Origin of the sequence: Rhizobium sp. BK418, assembly GCF_004341105.1 — a bacterium.
GTDB lineage: Bacteria > Pseudomonadota > Alphaproteobacteria > Rhizobiales > Rhizobiaceae > Rhizobium.
Map to the genome: position 1 here is coordinate 263997 of NZ_SLZK01000001.1, position 19187 is coordinate 283183.

17 protein-coding genes, 2 tRNA genes and 1 riboswitch are annotated in these 19187 nt (G+C 59.6%); of the genes, 17 read left to right on the top strand and 2 right to left on the bottom strand.

The window, feature by feature from the left end:
- Positions 1–34 precede the first annotated feature (34 nt).
- Positions 35–1288 (bottom strand): diguanylate cyclase, encoded by a 1254-nt coding sequence (locus EV281_RS01305; RefSeq protein ID WP_132651171.1) that lies wholly within the window; start codon positions 1286–1288, stop codon positions 35–37.
- A 372-nt stretch (positions 1289–1660) separates the two neighbouring features.
- Here EV281_RS01305 and clpP point away from each other — a divergent pair, with 372 nt between their 5' ends.
- The 6 genes from clpP to EV281_RS01335 all read left to right on the top strand — a co-directional run bounded on the left by clpP (position 1661) and on the right by EV281_RS01335 (position 10733).
- Positions 1661–2290: an ATP-dependent Clp endopeptidase proteolytic subunit ClpP gene (gene clpP, locus EV281_RS01310; protein WP_132651172.1), complete on the top strand. Its 630-nt coding sequence runs from the start codon at positions 1661–1663 to the stop codon at positions 2288–2290.
- 305 nt (positions 2291–2595) lie between these two features.
- Positions 2596–3873, top strand: coding sequence for an ATP-dependent Clp protease ATP-binding subunit ClpX (clpX, locus tag EV281_RS01315; RefSeq protein WP_132651173.1), 1278 nt, complete (start codon positions 2596–2598; stop codon positions 3871–3873).
- A 401-nt stretch (positions 3874–4274) separates the two neighbouring features.
- Complete coding sequence (gene lon, locus EV281_RS01320; RefSeq protein WP_132651174.1) at positions 4275–6692, top strand: endopeptidase La; 2418 nt, start codon at positions 4275–4277, stop codon at positions 6690–6692.
- Between the two features lie 207 nt (positions 6693–6899).
- Entirely contained in the window at positions 6900–7175 is a 276-nt protein-coding gene (gene hupB, locus EV281_RS01325; RefSeq protein WP_003558438.1) for a DNA-binding protein HupB, read from the top strand.
- Between the two features lie 119 nt (positions 7176–7294).
- Positions 7295–7448, top strand: a riboswitch (FMN riboswitch).
- An 88-nt stretch (positions 7449–7536) separates the two neighbouring features.
- Entirely contained in the window at positions 7537–8436 is a 900-nt protein-coding gene (locus tag EV281_RS01330; RefSeq protein WP_132651175.1) for a DMT family transporter, read from the top strand.
- A 95-nt stretch (positions 8437–8531) separates the two neighbouring features.
- Complete coding sequence (locus EV281_RS01335; RefSeq protein ID WP_132651176.1) at positions 8532–10733, top strand: esterase-like activity of phytase family protein; 2202 nt, start codon at positions 8532–8534, stop codon at positions 10731–10733.
- An 87-nt stretch (positions 10734–10820) separates the two neighbouring features.
- Here EV281_RS01335 and EV281_RS01340 read toward each other — a convergent pair whose 3' ends face one another.
- Complete coding sequence (locus tag EV281_RS01340) at positions 10821–11807, bottom strand: aldo/keto reductase (RefSeq protein ID WP_132651177.1); 987 nt, start codon at positions 11805–11807, stop codon at positions 10821–10823.
- A gap of 150 nt (positions 11808–11957) precedes the next feature.
- Between EV281_RS01340 and EV281_RS01345 the strand changes: the two genes are divergently transcribed.
- The 11 genes from EV281_RS01345 (at position 11958) to nuoF (ending at position 19186) form a co-directional block, all read left to right on the top strand.
- A complete protein-coding gene (locus tag EV281_RS01345; protein WP_132651178.1) occupies positions 11958–12359 on the top strand; it encodes a cupin domain-containing protein in 402 nt (133 codons plus the stop codon).
- Positions 12360–12723: 364 nt separating this feature from the next.
- Positions 12724–12800: transfer RNA gene (locus tag EV281_RS01350), tRNA-Asp, on the top strand.
- A 73-nt stretch (positions 12801–12873) separates the two neighbouring features.
- Positions 12874–12950, top strand: a tRNA-Asp gene (locus EV281_RS01355).
- A 247-nt stretch (positions 12951–13197) separates the two neighbouring features.
- On the top strand, positions 13198–13563 hold the full coding sequence (locus EV281_RS01360) for an NADH-quinone oxidoreductase subunit A (protein ID WP_008521906.1): 366 nt from the start codon (positions 13198–13200) through the stop codon (positions 13561–13563).
- A complete protein-coding gene (locus tag EV281_RS01365; protein ID WP_112566273.1) occupies positions 13554–14138 on the top strand; it encodes an NADH-quinone oxidoreductase subunit B in 585 nt (194 codons plus the stop codon). The genes EV281_RS01360 and EV281_RS01365 overlap by 10 nt, the downstream gene beginning before the upstream one ends.
- 18 nt (positions 14139–14156) lie before the next feature.
- Positions 14157–14759: an NADH-quinone oxidoreductase subunit C gene (locus EV281_RS01370; RefSeq protein ID WP_132651179.1), complete on the top strand. Its 603-nt coding sequence runs from the start codon at positions 14157–14159 to the stop codon at positions 14757–14759.
- Positions 14760–14808: 49 nt separating this feature from the next.
- A complete protein-coding gene (locus tag EV281_RS01375; protein ID WP_132651180.1) occupies positions 14809–15165 on the top strand; it encodes a four helix bundle protein in 357 nt (118 codons plus the stop codon).
- A 79-nt stretch (positions 15166–15244) separates the two neighbouring features.
- Positions 15245–16435 (top strand): NADH-quinone oxidoreductase subunit D, encoded by a 1191-nt coding sequence (locus tag EV281_RS01380; RefSeq protein WP_132651181.1) that lies wholly within the window; start codon positions 15245–15247, stop codon positions 16433–16435.
- Positions 16435–16707, top strand: coding sequence for a hypothetical protein (locus tag EV281_RS01385; protein WP_132651182.1), 273 nt, complete (start codon positions 16435–16437; stop codon positions 16705–16707). The genes EV281_RS01380 and EV281_RS01385 overlap by 1 nt, the downstream gene beginning before the upstream one ends.
- Before the next feature lie 16 nt (positions 16708–16723).
- Positions 16724–17869, top strand: a complete 1146-nt coding sequence (locus EV281_RS01390) for an NADH-quinone oxidoreductase subunit E (protein ID WP_132651183.1) — start codon at positions 16724–16726, stop codon at positions 17867–17869.
- 12 nt (positions 17870–17881) lie between these two features.
- Entirely contained in the window at positions 17882–19186 is a 1305-nt protein-coding gene (gene nuoF, locus EV281_RS01395; RefSeq protein ID WP_132651184.1) for an NADH-quinone oxidoreductase subunit NuoF, read from the top strand.
- Position 19187: the final 1 nt, after the last annotated feature.

The window sequence follows — 19187 nt, forward strand, 5'->3', positions numbered from 1 at the left end:
TAGCGGATTTGCGTGGCCTCGGAAAGATGGGCACTTAACCTGCACGCGAGAGGACCCCCATGCGGCGCAGTGCTTCTACCTGGTCGTCGAGGGTCGGCACGAGTTCGCCGGCGTGCATGTTCGGTTCGCCCGGCGCCGGCGCAGCGGTCTCTTCCTCGCCGAAGACAACCGTACAGTTGCGGCCGGCAGCCTTCGCTGAATAGAGCGCCCGGTCGGCGGCCGATACCATCCGGTCGATATTGGCCTCGATCGCCGAGGACAACGCGATGCCGACGCTGACGGTGGCGGGGATCAGTGCCTCGCCGGTGCTGACCGGCAGGCGGCAGAATTCAGCGCGGATCGATTCCGCCAGCGCTTCCGCTTCCGTCTGGTCGCGGACGGTCACGATGGCTGCGAATTCCTCGCCGCCCATGCGGCCGAAGATATTGTTGGGAATATACTGGCGTGCAAGGTGGGCAAAGGCGGTCAGCACCGCATCGCCCGACTGATGGCCGAAGCGGTCGTTGACGCGCTTGAAATGGTCGAGGTCGAAGAGGATGACACCGACCTGGTGCTGATCTTCGTGCGCCTTATTCTGGATCTTGTCGAAATAGCCGAGCAGGCCGCGGCGGTTCAGCACGCCCGTCAGCGAATCCGTGAGCGTCAGGAAGCGCAGGTGGCGTTCCGACCGTTCCATGATGAGGCGGCAAGTGAGCGCGAAAGCGATGATGAGCAGGAAGGCGGTGGCCATGGCGGCTGCGCCGCCGAAATTGATCGCGTCTCGATCTGAAGGCAGAGTGAGCGCCATTGTCAGCGCCACGCCGAAGCAGAGTAAGGCCTGCAGCACGAAAATCGCCATCAGCTTGATGCGCGTGCGTTCGCGATGGATGTCGCCGGCGGCGACCGCCATGGCAAGCGCAGTGGCGCCGGTCGCGGAGGAGAGATTGTAGAGAATGACGCGGTTGGAATAAACCTCGTTGATCCACGGTAGGAAGACGCCTGCGAGCCAGATTGCCGGCGGCAGCAGCGCCCACCACTCCATCTTCTTGCGGTCGAGCGCCAGGAAGCCGGCGACCCAGGCACTTTGCCCGAGCAGAGCGACGGCATTGCCGATTTCAATGGAAAGGAGGTTGGGGATTTCGCCGCGGGCTGCAGCGAGCGCAAAGCCGACGCCGCTGAACAGGAAGCCGAGCCCCCAAAAAAGATAGGCGGCGCTTTTCCGGTTGTGGCGCCAGGCCACGAACAGAATCAGAGCGAGCGTCAGGGCTTCGGAGCACCAGATGGACAAACCTGTAGTGACATTGAACACAGCAGCAACCCCTTGAGTGTTGCCTGCATTCTTGCCGAAGAAGCTCGCTGTTTGATTAATGGCACAAATCTGCGATCCGCATATCTGCCGGTAAGCTTTCCGACCGATTAAATGACCGCAAAATGTCTCGAATACGGTAAGCCTTCCTTCATCCTGTCACGGAGAAAACCTGTGAGAGGCAAAAGCGAACCCTCGCCGTTAACAGGCGTTTGGAAGAAACGGGATGGGGAATGACAAAGCCATATGCCGCGCTCGCTTCTTAACGTTATCCTTATGCGTGTCTTGAAGAGGGGGGCTGGGACACTCTATGTAGAGACAAGGCATTTTTCTTTGATTCCCGGCATTCGCCGGAAAGACGTTAAAAGGACGCACATGAGAAACCCAGTCGATACCGCTATGGCACTCGTGCCGATGGTTGTGGAACAGACCAATCGCGGTGAACGCTCCTACGACATCTATTCGCGCCTGCTCAAGGAACGCATCATCTTCCTGACGGGCCCTGTCGAGGACCATATGGCGACACTCGTCTGCGCTCAGCTTCTCTTCCTCGAGGCCGAAAACCCGAAGAAGGAAATCGCGCTCTACATCAATTCGCCGGGTGGTGTCGTCACCGCCGGCATGGCGATCTACGATACGATGCAGTTCATCAAGCCGGCCGTCTCGACCCTGTGCATCGGTCAGGCCGCTTCCATGGGCTCGCTCCTTCTGGCCGCAGGCCACAAGGATATGCGTTTTGCCACACCGAATTCCCGCATCATGGTCCACCAGCCTTCGGGCGGTTTCCAGGGTCAGGCATCGGATATCGAGCGTCACGCCCGCGACATCCTGAAGATGAAGCGCCGCCTCAACGAAGTCTATGTGAAGCACACAGGCCGCACCTATGAGGAAGTCGAAAAGACCCTCGATCGTGACCATTTCATGGATGCGGACGAGGCGCAGTCCTGGGGCGTCATCGACAAGGTTCTGACATCGCGCATCGAAATCGAAGGCGATCAGGCCTAGTAATTAATAGGGATGGTGTTTTCGCTGCCACAGTTCTATCCCATTTGTGATTGAACAAGGGGTTTCAACTGGCGGCGGAGACGCTAATAGTAGCTATTAATGCTATGTTGAATTTTTATGACATAGCATTCGGCATTCGAAGGGGAATTCGTTGCCGCCGGTACCCGGACATGATTGATTGGGCCCGGTTCGTACCCCCTGAAGCCCTTGTCGGCAGGAACTCCGGGTAGGGAGCGCTGTCAGGGAGCTGATTGAGTGGACCGCGATTTCGCGTTGGAAATGCGGCGTGCTGGAAGGAAAGTGATATGAGCAAGGTCAGCGGCAGCAACGGCGGCGACAGCAAGAACACCCTCTATTGTTCGTTCTGCGGAAAGAGCCAGCACGAAGTCCGGAAGCTTATTGCCGGACCGACCGTGTTCATCTGCGATGAATGCGTCGAACTGTGCATGGACATCATCCGCGAGGAGAACAAGTCCTCGATGGTCAAGTCCCGTGACGGCGTTCCCACGCCCCAGGACATCATCAAGGTCCTCGACGAATATGTCATCGGCCAGCGCCAGGCGAAGAAGATCCTGTCGGTCGCCGTTCACAACCACTACAAGCGTCTCGCGCACGCCTCCAAGAATGGCGATGTCGAACTGGCGAAGTCGAACATCATGCTGGTCGGCCCGACCGGCTGCGGCAAGACCTATCTTGCCCAGACGCTCGCTCGCATCATCGACGTTCCCTTCACGATGGCCGATGCGACCACGCTGACCGAAGCCGGCTATGTCGGTGAAGACGTCGAAAACATCATCCTGAAGCTTCTGCAGGCTGCGGACTATAACGTCGAGCGCGCTCAGCGCGGCATCGTCTATATCGACGAGGTCGACAAGATCTCCCGCAAGTCCGACAATCCGTCCATAACCCGCGACGTATCGGGCGAGGGCGTGCAGCAGGCGCTTCTGAAGATCATGGAAGGCACGGTAGCCTCCGTACCGCCGCAAGGCGGCCGCAAGCATCCGCAGCAGGAATTCCTGCAGGTCGATACGACCAACATCCTGTTCATCTGCGGCGGCGCTTTCGCAGGTCTCGACAAGATCATCTCCGCCCGCGGCGAGAAAACCTCGATCGGCTTCGGCGCGACGGTCAAGGCACCCGACGACCGCCGTGTCGGCGAAGTGCTGCGCGAGCTGGAGCCGGAAGATCTGGTCAAGTTCGGCCTCATCCCGGAATTCATCGGCCGTCTGCCGGTTCTGGCAACGCTTGAGGACCTCGATGAGGATGCGCTGATCCAGATCCTGTCCGAGCCGAAGAACGCCCTGATCAAGCAGTATCAGCGCCTGTTCGAGATGGAAGACGTCGAACTGACCTTCCACGAAGATGCGCTGCGCGAAATCGCCCGCAAGGCGATTGTCCGCAAGACCGGCGCACGCGGCTTGCGTTCGATCATGGAGAAGATCCTGCTCGACACGATGTTCGAACTGCCGGCACTGGAAGGCGTGCGCGAAGTCGTCATCTCCGAAGAGGTCGCACGCGGTTCGGCCCGCCCGTTGTATATCTACGCCGATCGCCAGGACGAGAAGACAAACGTTTCGGCCTGAAGCGTGAGTTGAGACCGTAATTTTAAGGGGCTTGCCTTGCGCTGGCCCCTTTCTATTTGAAAACGGGTGCCGGGCGCTGTTAATAGTTGCGGGCAAGGTTGAAAACAGCTTTTGCCGATATTGCGCATTCGATGCCCCTTGGCAATGATGCTGTGATTCCGTAGCGTGTTGCTGGCGTTGCTATTTTAGGCGGTTCGGAAATGGTAAGCGTCGCTCCAGTCAGGCGCATCATTGTGTTAGCGTTCCATTGTAATAAAGCTGTCACAACCGTGGAACGCGAGCGTTAACGTGGCTTGAAAAGCGTAGTCAGAACCTCCACTTGTAAGAGCAAGTGAGAGTGCCGGCCGGACCCAGCGGCCGCACCAAAGAGCCCGGTAACGGGACGATGGAAAGGAATAAAAATGACGAAGAAAACGTCTGTAGCGAGCAGCACCGCCTATCCTGTTCTCCCCCTGCGCGACATCGTGGTTTTCCCCCACATGATCGTGCCGCTGTTCGTTGGGCGGGAAAAGTCGATCCGTGCGCTCGAAGAAGTCATGGGTTCTGATAAGCAGATCATGCTCGTCACACAGATCAACGCGAGCGACGACGACCCGGATCCGTCCGCGATCCACCGCGTCGGTACTGTCGCAAACGTGTTGCAGCTCCTGAAGCTGCCCGACGGCACCGTAAAGGTTCTGGTCGAAGGCCGCGCACGCGCCGAGATCGATACCTATACGAGCCGCGAAGATTTCTACGAGGCCCTTGGCCATGTGCTCGAAGAGCCGCATGACGATCCGGTCGAGCTGGAAGCTCTGTCGCGTTCGGTCGTGTCGGAATTCGAAAGCTACGTAAAGCTCAACAAGAAGATTTCGCCCGAGGTTGTCGGTGCGGCCAGCCAGATCGACGACTATTCCAAGCTCGCCGATACGGTCGCTTCGCACCTGTCGATCAAGATCACCGAAAAGCAGGAGATGCTGGAAACCACCAGCGTCAAGGCTCGCCTGGAAAAGGCGCTCGGCTTCATGGAAGGCGAGATTTCGGTCCTGCAGGTCGAAAAGCGTATCCGCTCGCGCGTCAAGCGCCAGATGGAGAAGACCCAGCGCGAGTACTACCTGAATGAGCAGATGAAGGCGATCCAGAAGGAACTCGGCGACGGCGAGGAAGGCCGCGACGAGATGAGCGAACTGGAAGAGCGCATCGCCAAGACCAAGCTGTCCAAGGAAGCCCGCGAAAAGGCTGACGCCGAGCTGAAGAAGCTGCGCCAGATGAGCCCGATGTCGGCCGAAGCCACCGTCGTGCGCAACTATCTGGACTGGCTGCTCGGTATTCCCTGGGGCAAGAAGTCGAAGATCAAGGCCGATCTCAACAATGCCGAGAAGATCCTCGAAGCCGATCATTTTGGCCTCGACAAGGTCAAGGAGCGCATCGTCGAGTATCTGGCAGTCCAGGCTCGTGCCACCAAGATCAAGGGTCCGATCCTGTGCCTCGTCGGCCCTCCGGGCGTCGGCAAGACGTCGCTCGCCCAGTCGATCGCCAAGGCGACCGGCCGGGAGTATGTCCGTATGGCTCTCGGCGGCGTTCGTGATGAAGCCGAAATCCGCGGTCACCGCCGCACCTATATCGGCTCGATGCCCGGCAAGGTCATCCAGTCGATGAAGAAGGCAAAGAAGTCCAATCCGCTCTTCCTGCTCGACGAAATCGACAAGCTCGGCCAGGACTATCGTGGCGATCCGTCTTCGGCTCTGCTCGAGGTGCTCGACCCGGCTCAGAACTCGACCTTCATGGACCACTACCTGGAAGTCGAGTACGATCTGTCCGACGTGATGTTCATCACGACGGCGAATACGCTGAACATCCCGGCTCCGCTGATGGACCGTATGGAAATCATCCGTATCGCCGGCTACACCGAAGATGAAAAGCGTGAGATCGCCAAGCGGCACCTGCTGCCGAAGGCCATCAAGGAGCATGCGCTGCAGCCGACTGAATTCTCGGTCAGCGACGACGCCCTGATGGCGGTCATCCAGCAGTACACACGCGAAGCCGGTGTCCGTAGCTTCGAACGCGAACTGATGAAGCTTGCCCGTAAGGCGGTCACCGAGATCATCAAGGGTAAGACGAAGTCGGTTCATGTCACGGCCGAGAACATCCATGACTATCTGGGCGTTCCGCGCTTCCGTCACGGGGAAGCCGAACGCGAAGATCAGATCGGTGTTGTCACGGGTCTTGCCTGGACGGAGGTCGGGGGCGAGCTGCTGACGATCGAAGGCGTCATGATGCCCGGCAAGGGCCGCATGACGGTCACCGGCAACCTGAAGGAAGTGATGAAGGAATCGATCTCGGCAGCGGCCTCCTATGTCCGCTCGCGCGCCGTCGACTTCGGCATCGAACCGCCGCGCTTCGACAAGAGCGACATCCACGTGCATCTGCCGGAAGGCGCCACGCCAAAGGATGGTCCATCGGCCGGTGTCGCTATGGCAACGGCGATCGTCTCGATCATGACCGGTATTCCGGTCAGCAAGGATGTGGCAATGACGGGTGAAATCACCCTGCGCGGCCGTGTCCTGCCGATTGGCGGCCTGAAGGAAAAGCTGCTTGCGGCACTGCGCGGCGGCATCAAGAAGGTGCTGATTCCGGAAGAGAACGCCAAGGATCTGGCTGAGATCCCTGACAACGTGAAGAACAACATGGAGATCATCCCGGTCTCCCGCATGGGCGAAGTCATCAAGCATGCCTTGGTCCGTCGCCCAGAGCCGATCGAGTGGGATGGCACTGTCGACACGCCTGTCATCGCTACCGTTGAAGGACTCGACGATGCGGGTGCGACCATAGCTCATTGAGGCTTGGCTGCCACATTTATGCCCTAATGTTGCAAATCGGAAAAAAGGCCGGCGGAAACGCCGGCCTTTTTTGTGAAAACGTCATGTAGCCGCTTGCTTTTCCTTGATTTGCAGGGTTTTTGAGTTCCCGGCGGGCCTGATGAAAGCGATTTCCGCGCCTAGCTTACAGATTGAGTTGTTTCAAACCATTTAGAAAGGGGTGGAAACATGAACAAGAATGAACTCGTGTCTGCAGTAGCCGAAAAGGCTGGATTGACGAAGTCTGACGCAGCATCTGCCGTCGACGCAGTTTTCGACGTTGTGCAGGCTGAACTGAAGAACAAGGGCGACATCCGCCTCGCTGGCTTCGGCAGCTTCACGGTTTCTCATCGCGCTGCCACGAAGGGCCGTAACCCGTCGACCGGCGCCGAGGTTGATATTCCGGCACGCAACGTGCCGAAGTTCACGCCCGGCAAGGGCCTGAAGGACGCCGTCAACGGCTGATACGAGATAGTCCGCCGGCCGCAAACGAGAACGGCCGCGCAGGATTTTGAGGGGTTCGGCATCGCCGGACCCCTTTTTGTTTTGCCGCTTGCCGCACGCAGCCCTTTGTTTTACGACCATGATGTTCTCAGGGCGGGGTGAAAGTCCCCACCGGCGGTAAGGGCCTTGGCCCAAGTCCGCGAGCGCCTTCCGAAGCCGTGGGCGAAGGAAGGGTCAGCAGATCCGGTGCAATTCCGGAGCCGACGGTTAAAGTCCGGATGAAAGAGAATGAGCATGGCCGCGCGCGGGCAGGGGACTGCTGGCGTTTGCGTGTCATTGCCTCATGCGTCCTGATTTATGTGATCCCTATTGGATGGAAGACATGAATCAGAGTTCCCTTGCAATGCCGTATTCGCGCGCCCTTGCCGGTGCAGCCTTTATGGTGCTCGGAGGCGTTGCCTTCTCGCTCCTCAATGTCGTCACCCAGTGGCTGGCCATGACGCTCGCCTTTCCGGCGGCTTCCGCAGCCTTCTGGCAATACGGCTTTGCCTTCCTTTTCTCCTTGCCCTTCCTGCGCAGGGCTGGCCTTTCGGCCATGCGCACGGACCATCCGTGGCGCCATGTCGTGCGCGTTGCCTTTGCCGCGCTCGGCGTCCAGGCATGGGTCTCCGGCCTGGCTTCGGTGCCGATCTGGCAGGCGATCGCGCTTGTCATGACCTCTCCCTTCTTCATCATTCTCGGCGCGCGCCTGTTCCTCGGCGAACGGGTCGGCGCTGCCCGCTGGACGGCGACGGGTGTCGGATTTGCCGGTGCGATGATCATTCTCCAGCCATGGTCCGACAGCTTTACCTGGGCAGCGCTCCTGCCGGTCGTCTCAGCTGTGCTCTGGGGAGCCTCCTCGCTGATCACCAAGAGCCTGACTGGCATCGAGAAGCCCGAGACGATCACCGTCTGGCTGCTGGTGCTGCTGACGCCGATCAATGGCGGTCTGGCACTTGCCGCAGGCTTTGCCGCGCCGACAGCAGCAACGCTTGCTCTCTTTCTTCTGGCCGGCCTCCTGACGGTCGTGGCGCAATATCTGCTGACCCTTGCCTATGCCAGTGCTGACGCCGCCTATGTACAGCCCTTCGACGACCTGAAACTCCCGTTGAACGTGCTCGCCGGATGGATTTTCTTCGGTTATGCGCCGGCCGGTTATCTGTGGCTCGGCGCCGCGCTCATTCTCGGTGCCTCGCTTTTCATCATGCGCAACGAAATGCGTCGGGAGAAGCAAACGAGCTGACGCAAGCTGTACAAAATGTCGCAGCCTGTCATGTCTCTGTCATGCCAGTCCCGCAAAAAACCTCTGTTCGATTTTTCGACATTGGGGGATTTTCAATGACGTCGTACTCACGCAAGGCAGCCCTCGCTGCCGTGCTTCTCACGTCCGTTGCCTTCCCGGCAACGGCTGAACCGGTTTTCAACCGCATCGCCTCTTTCCCGGTCGCAACCAACCTGCCGGCCGGCAAGGACAAGCTTTCGGCCACTTCTGCCGAAATCGTCACCGCTTCGCAGGATGGCAATATGCTGATCTATAGCGACAGCCCGCTCGGCGCGATCGGGTTCATCGATATCACCGACGCCAAGGCCCCCAAGGCCGGCGGCGCGCTGATGATGGATGGCGAGCCGACCTCGGTCACGACTGCAGCCGGCAAGGCGCTCGTCGCGGTCAACACCGGTGAAAGCAAGCAGAAGCCGTCCGGTCGTCTGGCGATCGTCGATATCGCCACGAAGAAGATCGACGCGAGCTGCGATCTCGGCGGTCAGCCCGATTCGATTGCCCTCAACAAGGATAGGACACTCGGCACCATCGCGATCGAAAACGAGCGCGACGAAGAGGTCAACGATGGCAAGATCCCGCAGATGCCGGCAGGCGACCTCGTCGTCTTCCAGGTCAAGACCGACGGCACCGTCGATTGCGGCACGATCAAGCATGTCGCTCTCACTGGCCTCGCGGGTATTGCACCGGAAGATCCGGAGCCTGAATTCGTTTCCTTCAACGGCCAGAACGAAATCGCTCTCACGCTGCAGGAAAACAACGAGATCATCATTCTCGACGGTGCGACAGGCACGGTGAAGACGCACTTCTCCGCCGGCACCGTGGACCTCACCGGCATCGATACCAAGCGTGACGGCGCCTTGAAGTTCACCGGCGAGAAGAAGAGCGTCAAGCGCGAGCCCGACGCCGTGAAATGGCTGGATGACAACCGTCTCGTCGTCGCCAACGAGGGCGATTATGAAGGCGGCTCGCGCGGCTTCACCATCTTCGACAAGACCGGTAAGGTTCTCTTCGAATCGGGCAGTTCCTTCGAGCGCGCCGTTGCCTCTGTCGGCCACTATCCGGAAGGTCGCTCCTCATCGAAGGGCGTCGAGCCGGAAGGGCTCGAAGCCGCCAAATTCGGCGACGATAACCTGTTCTTCCTGCTCGCCGAGCGCGCTTCCGTCGTCGGCGTCTACAAGGATACGGGTGCCGACCCGCAGCTGCTGCAGATCCTGCCGTCGGGCACGTCCCCGGAAGGCGCTATCGCCATTCCGCAGCGCAACCTGCTGGCGACTGCCAACGAACTCGACCTCGGCAAAGACGGTGGTCCGCGTTCGCACGTCATGATCTACGAGCGCAGCGAAGGCGAGAAGGCCTACCCTCAGATCGTATCCGCTGAAAAGGACGGCAACCCGATCGGCTTCGCAGCCCTTTCGGGTCTTGCGGCCGTTCCGGGCAAACCGGGCATGCTCTATGCCGTCAGCGACAGCGTCCTCGGCTCGCAGCCGACGATCTACACGATCGATACCACCAAGAAGCCGGCCGTCATCACCGATGCGCTCGTCGTCAAGCGTGACGGAGCCCCGGCCCAGAAGCTCGACATCGAAGGCATCGCCGTTGCTTCGGATGGCTCCTTCTGGCTAGCTTCGGAAGGTTATACCGAGCGCCTCGTTCCTCATGCGCTCTATAACCTCACGGCCAAGGGCGACATCAAGACTGAGATCGCCTTGCCGAAAGAACTGCTCGCCAACGAAATCCGCTATGGCTTCGAAGGCGTGACGATCGTCGGCACCGGCGACGATGCGACGCTCTGGATGGCCGTTCAGCGCGAGTGGAACGACGACGAGAAAGGCTTCGTCAAGCTCGTTTCCTATAACCCGAAGAAGAAGGAATGGGGCGCCGTACGGTACCCCCTCGACAAGAGCGAGAGCGGCTGGGTGGGCCTTTCCGAAATCAGCGCGCAAGGTGACAGTGTGTACATCATCGAGCGCGACAACCTTATCGGCGACGCAGCCAAGCTAAAGAAGCTCTACAAGGTCGCAATATCGGACCTGAAGCCGGCCAAGCTCGGCGGTGAACTGCCTGTCGTCAAGAAGACGGAAGCCCATGATTTCATCGGCGACCTGAAGTCGGCAACCAACGGCTACGTTCTCGACAAGCTGGAAGGCTTCGCCTTCGACGCATCGGGCAAGCCCTATGCGGTGACCGACAATGACGGTGTCAGCGATTCCTCGGGCGAGACCCTGTTCTTCCCGGTCAACCTGACCGCCACCAACTGATCTATCGTCCCCTTGAAATGGAAAGGTCGGGCTCGTGCCCGGCCTTTTCTGTTTGAACTTTACCGACCGTGAGGGGTCGGTCAGGGCTTACCAGCGCTGATGCACATGCGGCGCGATCAGATGCTCATAGATTTCACGCGTCGCAGCCATGACGTCGGCAGAGAGCGGCGCAAGGTCGGCAGCGGCCGCGTTCGCCTTAGCCTGTTCGGCATTGCGTGCGCCGGGAATGACGACGGTGACGGCGTCCGCCATTAGGATCCAGCGCAGTGCAAAGGCAGCCATGCTGGCGCCTTGGGGGACGAGCTTGCGCACTTCTTCGACCGCCTGCAGACCGACCTCGAAGGGTACGCCCGAGAAGGTCTCGCCGACATCGAAGGCCTCGCCATGGCGGTTGAAATTGCGGTGATCGTCGCTGGCGAACTTCGTGTCGCGGGTGATCTTGCCGGAGAGCAGACCACTTGCGAGCGGCACGCGGGCGATGATCGCCACGTTCTTGCGGCGGGCTTCGCTAAAGAACAGGTGATCGGGACGCTGACGGAAAATGTTGTAGATGATCTGGATGCTGACGACGCCGGGATATTCGATTGCCTTCAGGGCTTCCTCGACCTTCTCGACGCTGACGCCATAACCCTTGATCTTGCCGGCCTTCTGCAACTCGTCCAGGCCTGCGAAGACTTCGGGGCGGTAGAGCACCTCGGTCTGCGGGCAGTGAAGCTGCACGAGGTCGAGGCTGTCCACCTGCAGGTTCTTGAGGCTACGGTCGATGAAGCCTTCGAGATTGGCCTTGTTGTAGCCACTGGCGACATGAGGGTTGAGACGACGGCCGGCCTTGGTTGCGACCATCGGGCGCTCGCCACCACGCGCCTTCAGCACGTCGGCAATGATCTTTTCCGAGCGGCCATCGCCATAGACGTCGGCGGTGTCGATGAAGGTCATACCGGCATCAAGTGCGGCGTTCAGCGCGGCCCGGCCGTCCGCTTCGCTGACATCGCCCCAGGAGCCGCCGATCTGCCAGGCACCGAAGCCGACATCGGTGACGGTGAAGGGCAGGCGGCCGAAAGCATGATGTTTCATGAAAAATCCTCCGTTCGTAATAAAAGGCCCTCGCAGTAGCAGGCGCCGGGTGGGGCGGCAATCGCCGATGCCGCTTGGCTCGTCTGCTGCGATCAAATATCCTCGTCCGGGACGGCTTCAACCGCAGACGATGGAGGAACAGGAAAAATCATGGATATCAAGACCGCAGGCTCGCGCCCCTCCACCAAAGGTCGGGCTGACTATTTCACCGGTTCAGTACGGCTGGATCCGCTTGTCGATGCGCCGGATCCAGCCCGCGTGCAGGCCGCCCACGTAACATTCGAACCCGGCGCGCGCACGAACTGGCACACCCATCCCCTCGGGCAGACGCTGATCGTTACGTCAGGCAGAGGGCTCGCGCAGACCTGGGGCGGGGACATCAGGGAAATCCGTGCCGGCGACATCGTCTGGTTCGCGCCGGGCGAGAAGCATTGGCATGGGGCAAGTGCAGAGACGGCCATGAGCCATATCGCCATCCAGGAAGCTTTGAACGGCAGCGTCGCCGAGTGGCTGGAGCAGGTCAGTGACGAGCAATATGCTGGCAAGGCCTGAGACGACGCAGCTTTCACAGGGGTGACCGTGCGGTATGATTCGGCGAAGGGCGCGAGCGCCGCGCGCGGGAATGGCTTTCGGCAAGCTTATACTTGCCAGCCTGTGGAAAAGTTCATCCGTCGGCGGAAGGGTCGTGAAGTCCAAGCAACGACCTGCCGCAGCGGCAGGGGAGCGGTTGTGCCCTGGATGCGGATCTGGGGTCCGGCGGAAGATTGGCAAAGGCTTTCCGAAACAATTTCAGGACTGTCATGGTTTTGTCTCCAAACCTGCTTGACACTAAAAGGCGAACCCCTTAGTTAGCCGCTCATCCAAACGGCCAGCCCGTTCGGAGGGGGTGCTCAGGCACCGGATTGCTTAAAAGAGTGCGGGTGTAGCTCAGTCGGTTAGAGTGCCGGCCTGTCACGCCGGAGGTCGCGGGTTCGAGCCCCGTCACTCGCGCCACTTTTGAGCAGGCGGCAAATCGTCGCCGCGGATCCGGTTTCGTGTTATCCTCAAGGTCCGAAAGGTCCAGTGCGCGGGTGTAGCTCAGTCGGTTAGAGTGCCGGCCTGTCACGCCGGAGGTCGCGGGTTCGAGCCCCGTCACTCGCGCCATTTCTTCCGAAAAGCCATGCAGTTTCCGAGGGTCAGCCATGCGGCCTTCAGCAACTTTGCGGGATTTGTCGCGACATCGTTGCATCTGCTTGATAAAGTCCGTCCCACACTGTTCGAATAGCTTCTGTAAAAGTCTTGCGCCGGGGCTCTGGCTGCGCTAACCACGGCTTGTTGCAACGCACGTTCGCTTGTCGGGCATTTGCCCAGTCGCGCCGCCCGGCGCCGCCCGCAAGCAGGGATGAACATGATGACTGAACTGCTCAGTTCCTATATTCCGATCGCTATTTTCATCGGTATCGCGCTCGTTATCGGCCTGGCGCTGCTCATTGCGCCGTTTGCCGTTGCCTTCAAGGCGCCTGATTCGGAAAAGCTTTCGGCCTACGAATGCGGTTTCAACGCATTCGACGACGCCCGCATGAAGTTCGACATCCGCTTCTACCTCGTGTCGATTCTCTTCATCATCTTCGACCTTGAAGTCGCCTTCCTCTTCCCGTGGGCCGTTTCCTTCGGTGCCATCGGCTGGTTCGGCTTCTGGTCCATGATGGTCTTCCTTCTCGTGCTGACCATCGGCTTTATCTATGAATGGAAGAAGGGAGCCCTGGAATGGGAGTAGTCCCCGCTGGCAATCAGACGCTCGTCGCGCCACAGCCGAAGGGGATCATCGATCCCTCGACTGGTAAGCCGATCGGCAGCAACGATGCGTTTTTCGGCGAGATCAACAATGAGCTCGCCGACAAGGGTTTTCTCGTCACCTCGACCGACGAGCTGATCAACTGGGCTCGTACCGGCTCGCTGATGTGGATGACCTTCGGTCTTGCCTGCTGCGCTGTTGAAATGATGCAGCTCTCCATGCCGCGTTACGACGTCGAGCGCTTCGGTTTCGCTCCGCGCGCTTCGCCGCGCCAGTCGGACGTCATGATCGTCGCCGGCACGCTGACCAACAAGATGGCGCCTGCGCTCCGCAAGGTCTACGACCAGATGCCTGAGCCGCGTTACGTCATCTCCATGGGCTCGTGCGCCAATGGCGGCGGCTACTATCACTATTCCTATTCGGTTGTTCGTGGCTGCGACCGCGTCGTGCCAATCGACATCTACGTGCCGGGCTGTCCCCCCACGGCAGAAGCGTTGCTTTACGGCGTGCTTTTGCTGCAGAAGAAGATCCGCCGCACCGGCACGATCGAACGCTAAGGGCAAGGACAGAAAATTATGAGCGAAGCCCTCACAGAGCTTTCGTCCTACGTTTCGGAAGCGCGCGGCAATCTGATTGCCGCCTCGCAGCTTAAGTATGGCGAGCTGACGCTGACGACGACTGGCGACAATCTGATCCCGCTGCTGACCTTCCTGCGCGACGATGCTAAGTGCGCATTCGTCAACCTGACGGATATTTGCGGCGTCGACTGGCCACAGCGCGAACAGCGCTTCGACGTCGTCTATCACCTCCTGTCGCCGAAGAAGAACCTGCGCATTCGTGTGAAGGTGGCGACCGACGAAGATACGCCGGTTCCATCTGCCTGTGCCGTTTATCCGGGCGCCGATTGGTTCGAGCGCGAGACCTGGGACATGTACGGCGTGCTCTTTACCGGTCATCCGGACCTGCGCCGCATCCTGACCGACTATGGTTTCGAAGGTCATCCGCTGCGCAAGGACTTTCCGACGACCGGTTTCGTCGAAGTTCGCTACGACGATGCGGCAAAGCGCGTCGTTTACGAACCGGTGGAACTCAAGCAGGAGTTCCGAAACTTTGACTTCTTGTCGCCCTGGGAAGGCACCGAATACGTGCTGCCCGGCGACGAAAAAGCGAAGCAGTAAAGCGAATAGTGAATAGTGAGTAGCGAATAGTTGGAAGGGCGCTCAGACGATAAACTCTTATAAAGACCTTAAGGTATGGCAGATGGCAATCGATCTCGCGGTGGATTGTTATCAGCTAACCAAAAGATTCCCGAAAGAAGAGGTTTACGGTCTGACAGCTCAGATACGCAGGGCGGCGACTTCTATCGCAGCCAATATCGCTGAAGGGCACGGACGTGAAGTCACGGGAAGCTTCATTCAGTTTCTGCGGATCTCCCAGGGTTCGTTAAAGGAATTGGAAACGCATATGCTCATCTCTCACCGCATCAGCATGATCGACGAGAGTGAGTTCAGGCAGATGACCGGAAAATGCGACGAGATCGGACGAATGATTCGCGCGCTAATACGGAGTCTCCAGGAGAAGTGATGATACTGAACGAAACTACTCGCTATTCGCCATTCGCTATTCGCTTGATTGGCACCGCGTTTGGCATGGAGCACGCAGCATGACCGAACATAATGTCCGCAACTTCAACATCAATTTCGGACCGCAGCATCCGGCGGCGCACGGTGTGCTTCGTCTTGTCCTGGAGCTTGACGGCGAAATTGTGGAACGCGTCGACCCGCATATCGGTCTTCTCCATCGCGGCACCGAAAAGCTGATCGAGACCAAGACGTATTTGCAGGCCGTTCCGTATTTCGATCGCCTCGACTACGTTGCGCCGATGAACCAGGAGCATGCCTATGCGCTGGCCGTCGAAAAGCTGCTTGGCATCGAGATCCCAATCCGCGGCCAGCTCATCCGCGTTCTCTATTCGGAAATCGGCCGCATCCTGTCGCATCTCCTGAATGTCACCACGCAGGCCATGGACGTCGGCGCGCTGACGCCGCCGCTCTGGGGCTTCGAAGAGCGCGAAAAACTGATGGTGTTCTACGAGCGTGCCTGCGGTGCGCGCATGCATGCGGCTTATTTCCGACCGGGTGGCGTTCACCAGGATCTGCCGGAACAGCTCGTGCAGGACATTGGCAATTGGTGCGACGAATTCCCGGGCAAGCTCGACGATATCGACGACCTTCTGACTGGCAACCGTATCTTCAAGCAGCGTAACGTCGATATCGGCGTTGTCGCGCTCGAAGATTGCTGGGCCTGGGGCTTCTCGGGCGTCATGGTGCGTGGTTCGGGCGCTGCCTGGGACTTGCGCCGCGCGCAGCCCTATGAATGCTATTCGGATCTTGAGTTCGACATTCCGGTCGGCAAGAACGGCGACAACTACGATCGTTACCTGATCCGTATGATCGAGATGCGCGAATCCGTGAAGATCATGAGGCAGTGCGTGAACCGCCTGCTCGGTGATGCCAAGACGGGACCGTTCTCCTCGATCGACGGCAAGGTCGTTCCGCCGAAGCGCGGCGAGATGAAACGTTCAATGGAAGCGCTCATCCACCACTTCAAGCTCTACACCGAAGGTTATCACGTTCCGGCCGGCGAAGTTTATGCCGCCGTCGAAGCGCCAAAGGGCGAGTTCGGCGTCTATCTCGTCTCCGATGGCACCAACAAGCCTTACCGCTGCAAGATCCGCGCTCCGGGTTATGCGCATCTGCAGGCGATGGACTTCATGTGCCGTGGCCACCAGCTCGCCGACGTCGCGGCCGTTCTCGGCTCGCTCGACATCGTGTTCGGCGAGGTGGACCGGTAATGCAGGCTCTGCCGCTCGCAGCTGCCATTCTCTTTGCAGCCTCCGGCGCTTTCGCGCAGGAAGCGGGCAAGCTCGGCACGCCGCTGGGCCACGATGAGGCGCAGCCGCCGGCGGAGCAGTCGTCCATGGGCGAGCTTTTGTCCAAGGGCTATCAGATCAAGGCCGCCGTGCCAAACGGCGGCAAGTTTGTGGTATTTATGCAAAAAGACCAGTCGGCCTATGCCTGTGAAATGCAGTCTTTGACTGCTTCGCGGTGTGGAACGCTAAACTGACAAGGCGTGAGGAAGAATGTCCGTTCGTCGATTAGCCGAAGATCAATTCCAGCCGGCCGCATTCGCTTTCAGCGATGAAAACGCGGTCTGGGCGGAAAAGACGATTCAGAAATATCCCGCAGGCCGTCAGCAGTCCGCGGTCATTCCGCTGTTGATGCGTGCGCAGGAGCAGGATGGTTGGGTCACCCGCGCGGCGATCGAAAAGGTCGCCGACATGCTGGACATGGCCTATATCCGTGTCCTCGAGGTCGCGACCTTCTACACCCAGTTCCAGCTCCATCCCGTTGGTTCCCGCGCTCACGTGCAGGTTTGCGGCACGACGCCCTGCATGCTGCGCGGCTCGGAAAAGCTGATGGGCGTCTGCCGCAGCAAGATTCATCAGCATCCTTTCGAACGCAATGCCGAAGGCACGCTGTCCTGGGAAGAGGTTGAATGTCTCGGGGCCTGCGTCAACGCGCCGATGGTGATGATCGGCAAGGATACCTATGAGGACCTGACGCCGGAGCGCCTGGAAGAGATCATCGATGCATTTGCTGCCGGTAACGGCGCGAGCGTCAAGGTCGGTCCGCAGATCGATCGTCACCTCTCTTCTCCCGAAGGCGGGCCGACGACGCTTCTGGACGACGTTCCCGTCACGCGCACCTGGGTTGACGAAACCCCGGCAAAGGCACCGGCCGACGGCGCACCGGTTCCTCCTTCCGAGGCCGCTCGTCCGAAGAGCACCGACGCTGAAACCAATCAGTCGCTGAAGACGCCGGCAACCTCGCCCAAGGCATCGGCCAAGAATGCGAAGGCTGCCGAAGTTCAGCCTCTGTCGGGCACTGCCGCTTCCGAGCCGGCCCCAAAGCCTGCCGCTGATGTCGCTGTCAAACCGTCGCTGACCGACAAGAATCGCCCGGCAGGCATCGAGAAGCCAGCCGCTCCCGACGATCTCAAGATGATCTCCGGTGTCGGTCCGAAGATCGAGGCAACGTTGCATGAGATCGGCATCTTCACCTTCGCGCAGATCGCGGGCTGGAAGAAGGCTGAACGTGAATGGGTCGATGGTTTCTTGAATTTCCGCGGCCGCATCGAGCGTGACGACTGGGTCAAGCAGGCCAAGGCGCTCGCCAAGGGCGGCGAAGCGGAATATATCAAGGTCTTCGGTAAGAAGCCGCGGTAAGAGGTGTGAGACATGCTGCAAGATAAAGACCGCATCTTTACCAACATCTACGGCCTCAAGGATAAGTCCCTGAAAGGCGCGATGAGCCGCGGCCACTGGGATGGTACCAAGCAGATCCTGGAAAAGGGCCGCGACTGGATCATCGACGAGATGAAGGCTTCCGGCCTTCGCGGTCGTGGCGGTGCAGGCTTCCCGACGGGCCTCAAGTGGTCCTTCATGCCGAAGCAGAGCGATGGCCGCCCGCATTACCTCGTCGTCAATGCCGACGAATCGGAGCCCGGCACCTGCAAGGACCGCGACATCATGCGAAACGATCCGCATACGCTGATCGAAGGCTGCGTGGTCGCAAGCTTCGCCATGGGCGCCAATGCCGCCTATATCTATGTGCGCGGCGAATATATCCGCGAGCGCGAAGCCCTGCAGGCTGCAATCGACGAATGCTATGATGCCGGTCTTCTCGGTAAGAACAACAAGCTCGGCTGGGACATGGATATCTACGTCCATCACGGCGCCGGCGCTTATATCTGCGGAGAAGAGACCGCACTGCTCGAAAGCCTTGAAGGCAAGAAGGGTCAGCCGCGCCTGAAGCCGCCGTTCCCGGCGAATATGGGTCTCTACGGCTGCCCGACGACTGTCAACAACGTCGAATCGATCGCCGTTGCTCCGACCATTCTGCGCCGTGGCGCCGGCTGGTTCTCGTCCTTCGGCCGTCCAAACAATGTCGGCACCAAGCTCTTCATGCTCTCGGGCCACGTCAACCGCCCGTGCACAGTCGAAGAAACCATGGGCATTACGTTCCGCGAACTGGTGGACAAGCACGCCGGCGGCATCCGCGGCGGTTGGGACAACCTGCTCGCCGTCATTCCGGGTGGCGCATCGTGCCCGATCGTTCCGGCCAAGGACATCATCGACTGCCCGATGGACTTCGATGGCCTGCGCGCTGTCGGCTCCTCCTTCGGTACGGCCGCCTCGATCGTCATGGACAAGTCCACCGATGTCATCAAAGCGATTGCCCGCATCTCGGCCTTCTTCAAGCATGAGAGCTGCGGTCAGTGCACACCATGCCGCGAAGGTACGGGCTGGATGTGGCGCGTGATGGAGCGTATGGCCCGCGGCAACGCGCAGAAGCGCGAAATCGACATGCTGTTCCAGGTCACCAAGCAGATCGAAGGCCACACCATCTGTGCGCTCGGCGACGCTGCCGCATGGCCGGTCCAAGGTCTGATCCGCAACTTCCGTCCGGAAATCGAAGCCCGTATCGACCAGTACACGGCCAATGCCCTCGATCATGGGGCGGTTCTGGAGGCGGCGGAGTAAG

Coding starts and splice junctions, on each gene's coding strand:
- clpP (WP_132651172.1), top strand. CDS start 1,661: ATGAGAAACCCAGTCGATACCGCTATGGCACTCGTGCCGATGGTTGTG.
- clpX (WP_132651173.1), top strand. CDS start 2,596: ATGAGCAAGGTCAGCGGCAGCAACGGCGGCGACAGCAAGAACACCCTC.
- lon (WP_132651174.1), top strand. CDS start 4,275: ATGACGAAGAAAACGTCTGTAGCGAGCAGCACCGCCTATCCTGTTCTC.
- hupB (WP_003558438.1), top strand. CDS start 6,900: ATGAACAAGAATGAACTCGTGTCTGCAGTAGCCGAAAAGGCTGGATTG.
- EV281_RS01330 (WP_132651175.1), top strand. CDS start 7,537: ATGAATCAGAGTTCCCTTGCAATGCCGTATTCGCGCGCCCTTGCCGGT.
- EV281_RS01335 (WP_132651176.1), top strand. CDS start 8,532: ATGACGTCGTACTCACGCAAGGCAGCCCTCGCTGCCGTGCTTCTCACG.
- EV281_RS01340 (WP_132651177.1), bottom strand. CDS start 11,807: ATGAAACATCATGCTTTCGGCCGCCTGCCCTTCACCGTCACCGATGTC.
- EV281_RS01345 (WP_132651178.1), top strand. CDS start 11,958: ATGGATATCAAGACCGCAGGCTCGCGCCCCTCCACCAAAGGTCGGGCT.
- EV281_RS01360 (WP_008521906.1), top strand. CDS start 13,198: ATGACTGAACTGCTCAGTTCCTATATTCCGATCGCTATTTTCATCGGT.
- EV281_RS01365 (WP_112566273.1), top strand. CDS start 13,554: ATGGGAGTAGTCCCCGCTGGCAATCAGACGCTCGTCGCGCCACAGCCG.
- EV281_RS01370 (WP_132651179.1), top strand. CDS start 14,157: ATGAGCGAAGCCCTCACAGAGCTTTCGTCCTACGTTTCGGAAGCGCGC.
- EV281_RS01380 (WP_132651181.1), top strand. CDS start 15,245: ATGACCGAACATAATGTCCGCAACTTCAACATCAATTTCGGACCGCAG.
- EV281_RS01385 (WP_132651182.1), top strand. CDS start 16,435: ATGCAGGCTCTGCCGCTCGCAGCTGCCATTCTCTTTGCAGCCTCCGGC.
- EV281_RS01390 (WP_132651183.1), top strand. CDS start 16,724: ATGTCCGTTCGTCGATTAGCCGAAGATCAATTCCAGCCGGCCGCATTC.
- nuoF (WP_132651184.1), top strand. CDS start 17,882: ATGCTGCAAGATAAAGACCGCATCTTTACCAACATCTACGGCCTCAAG.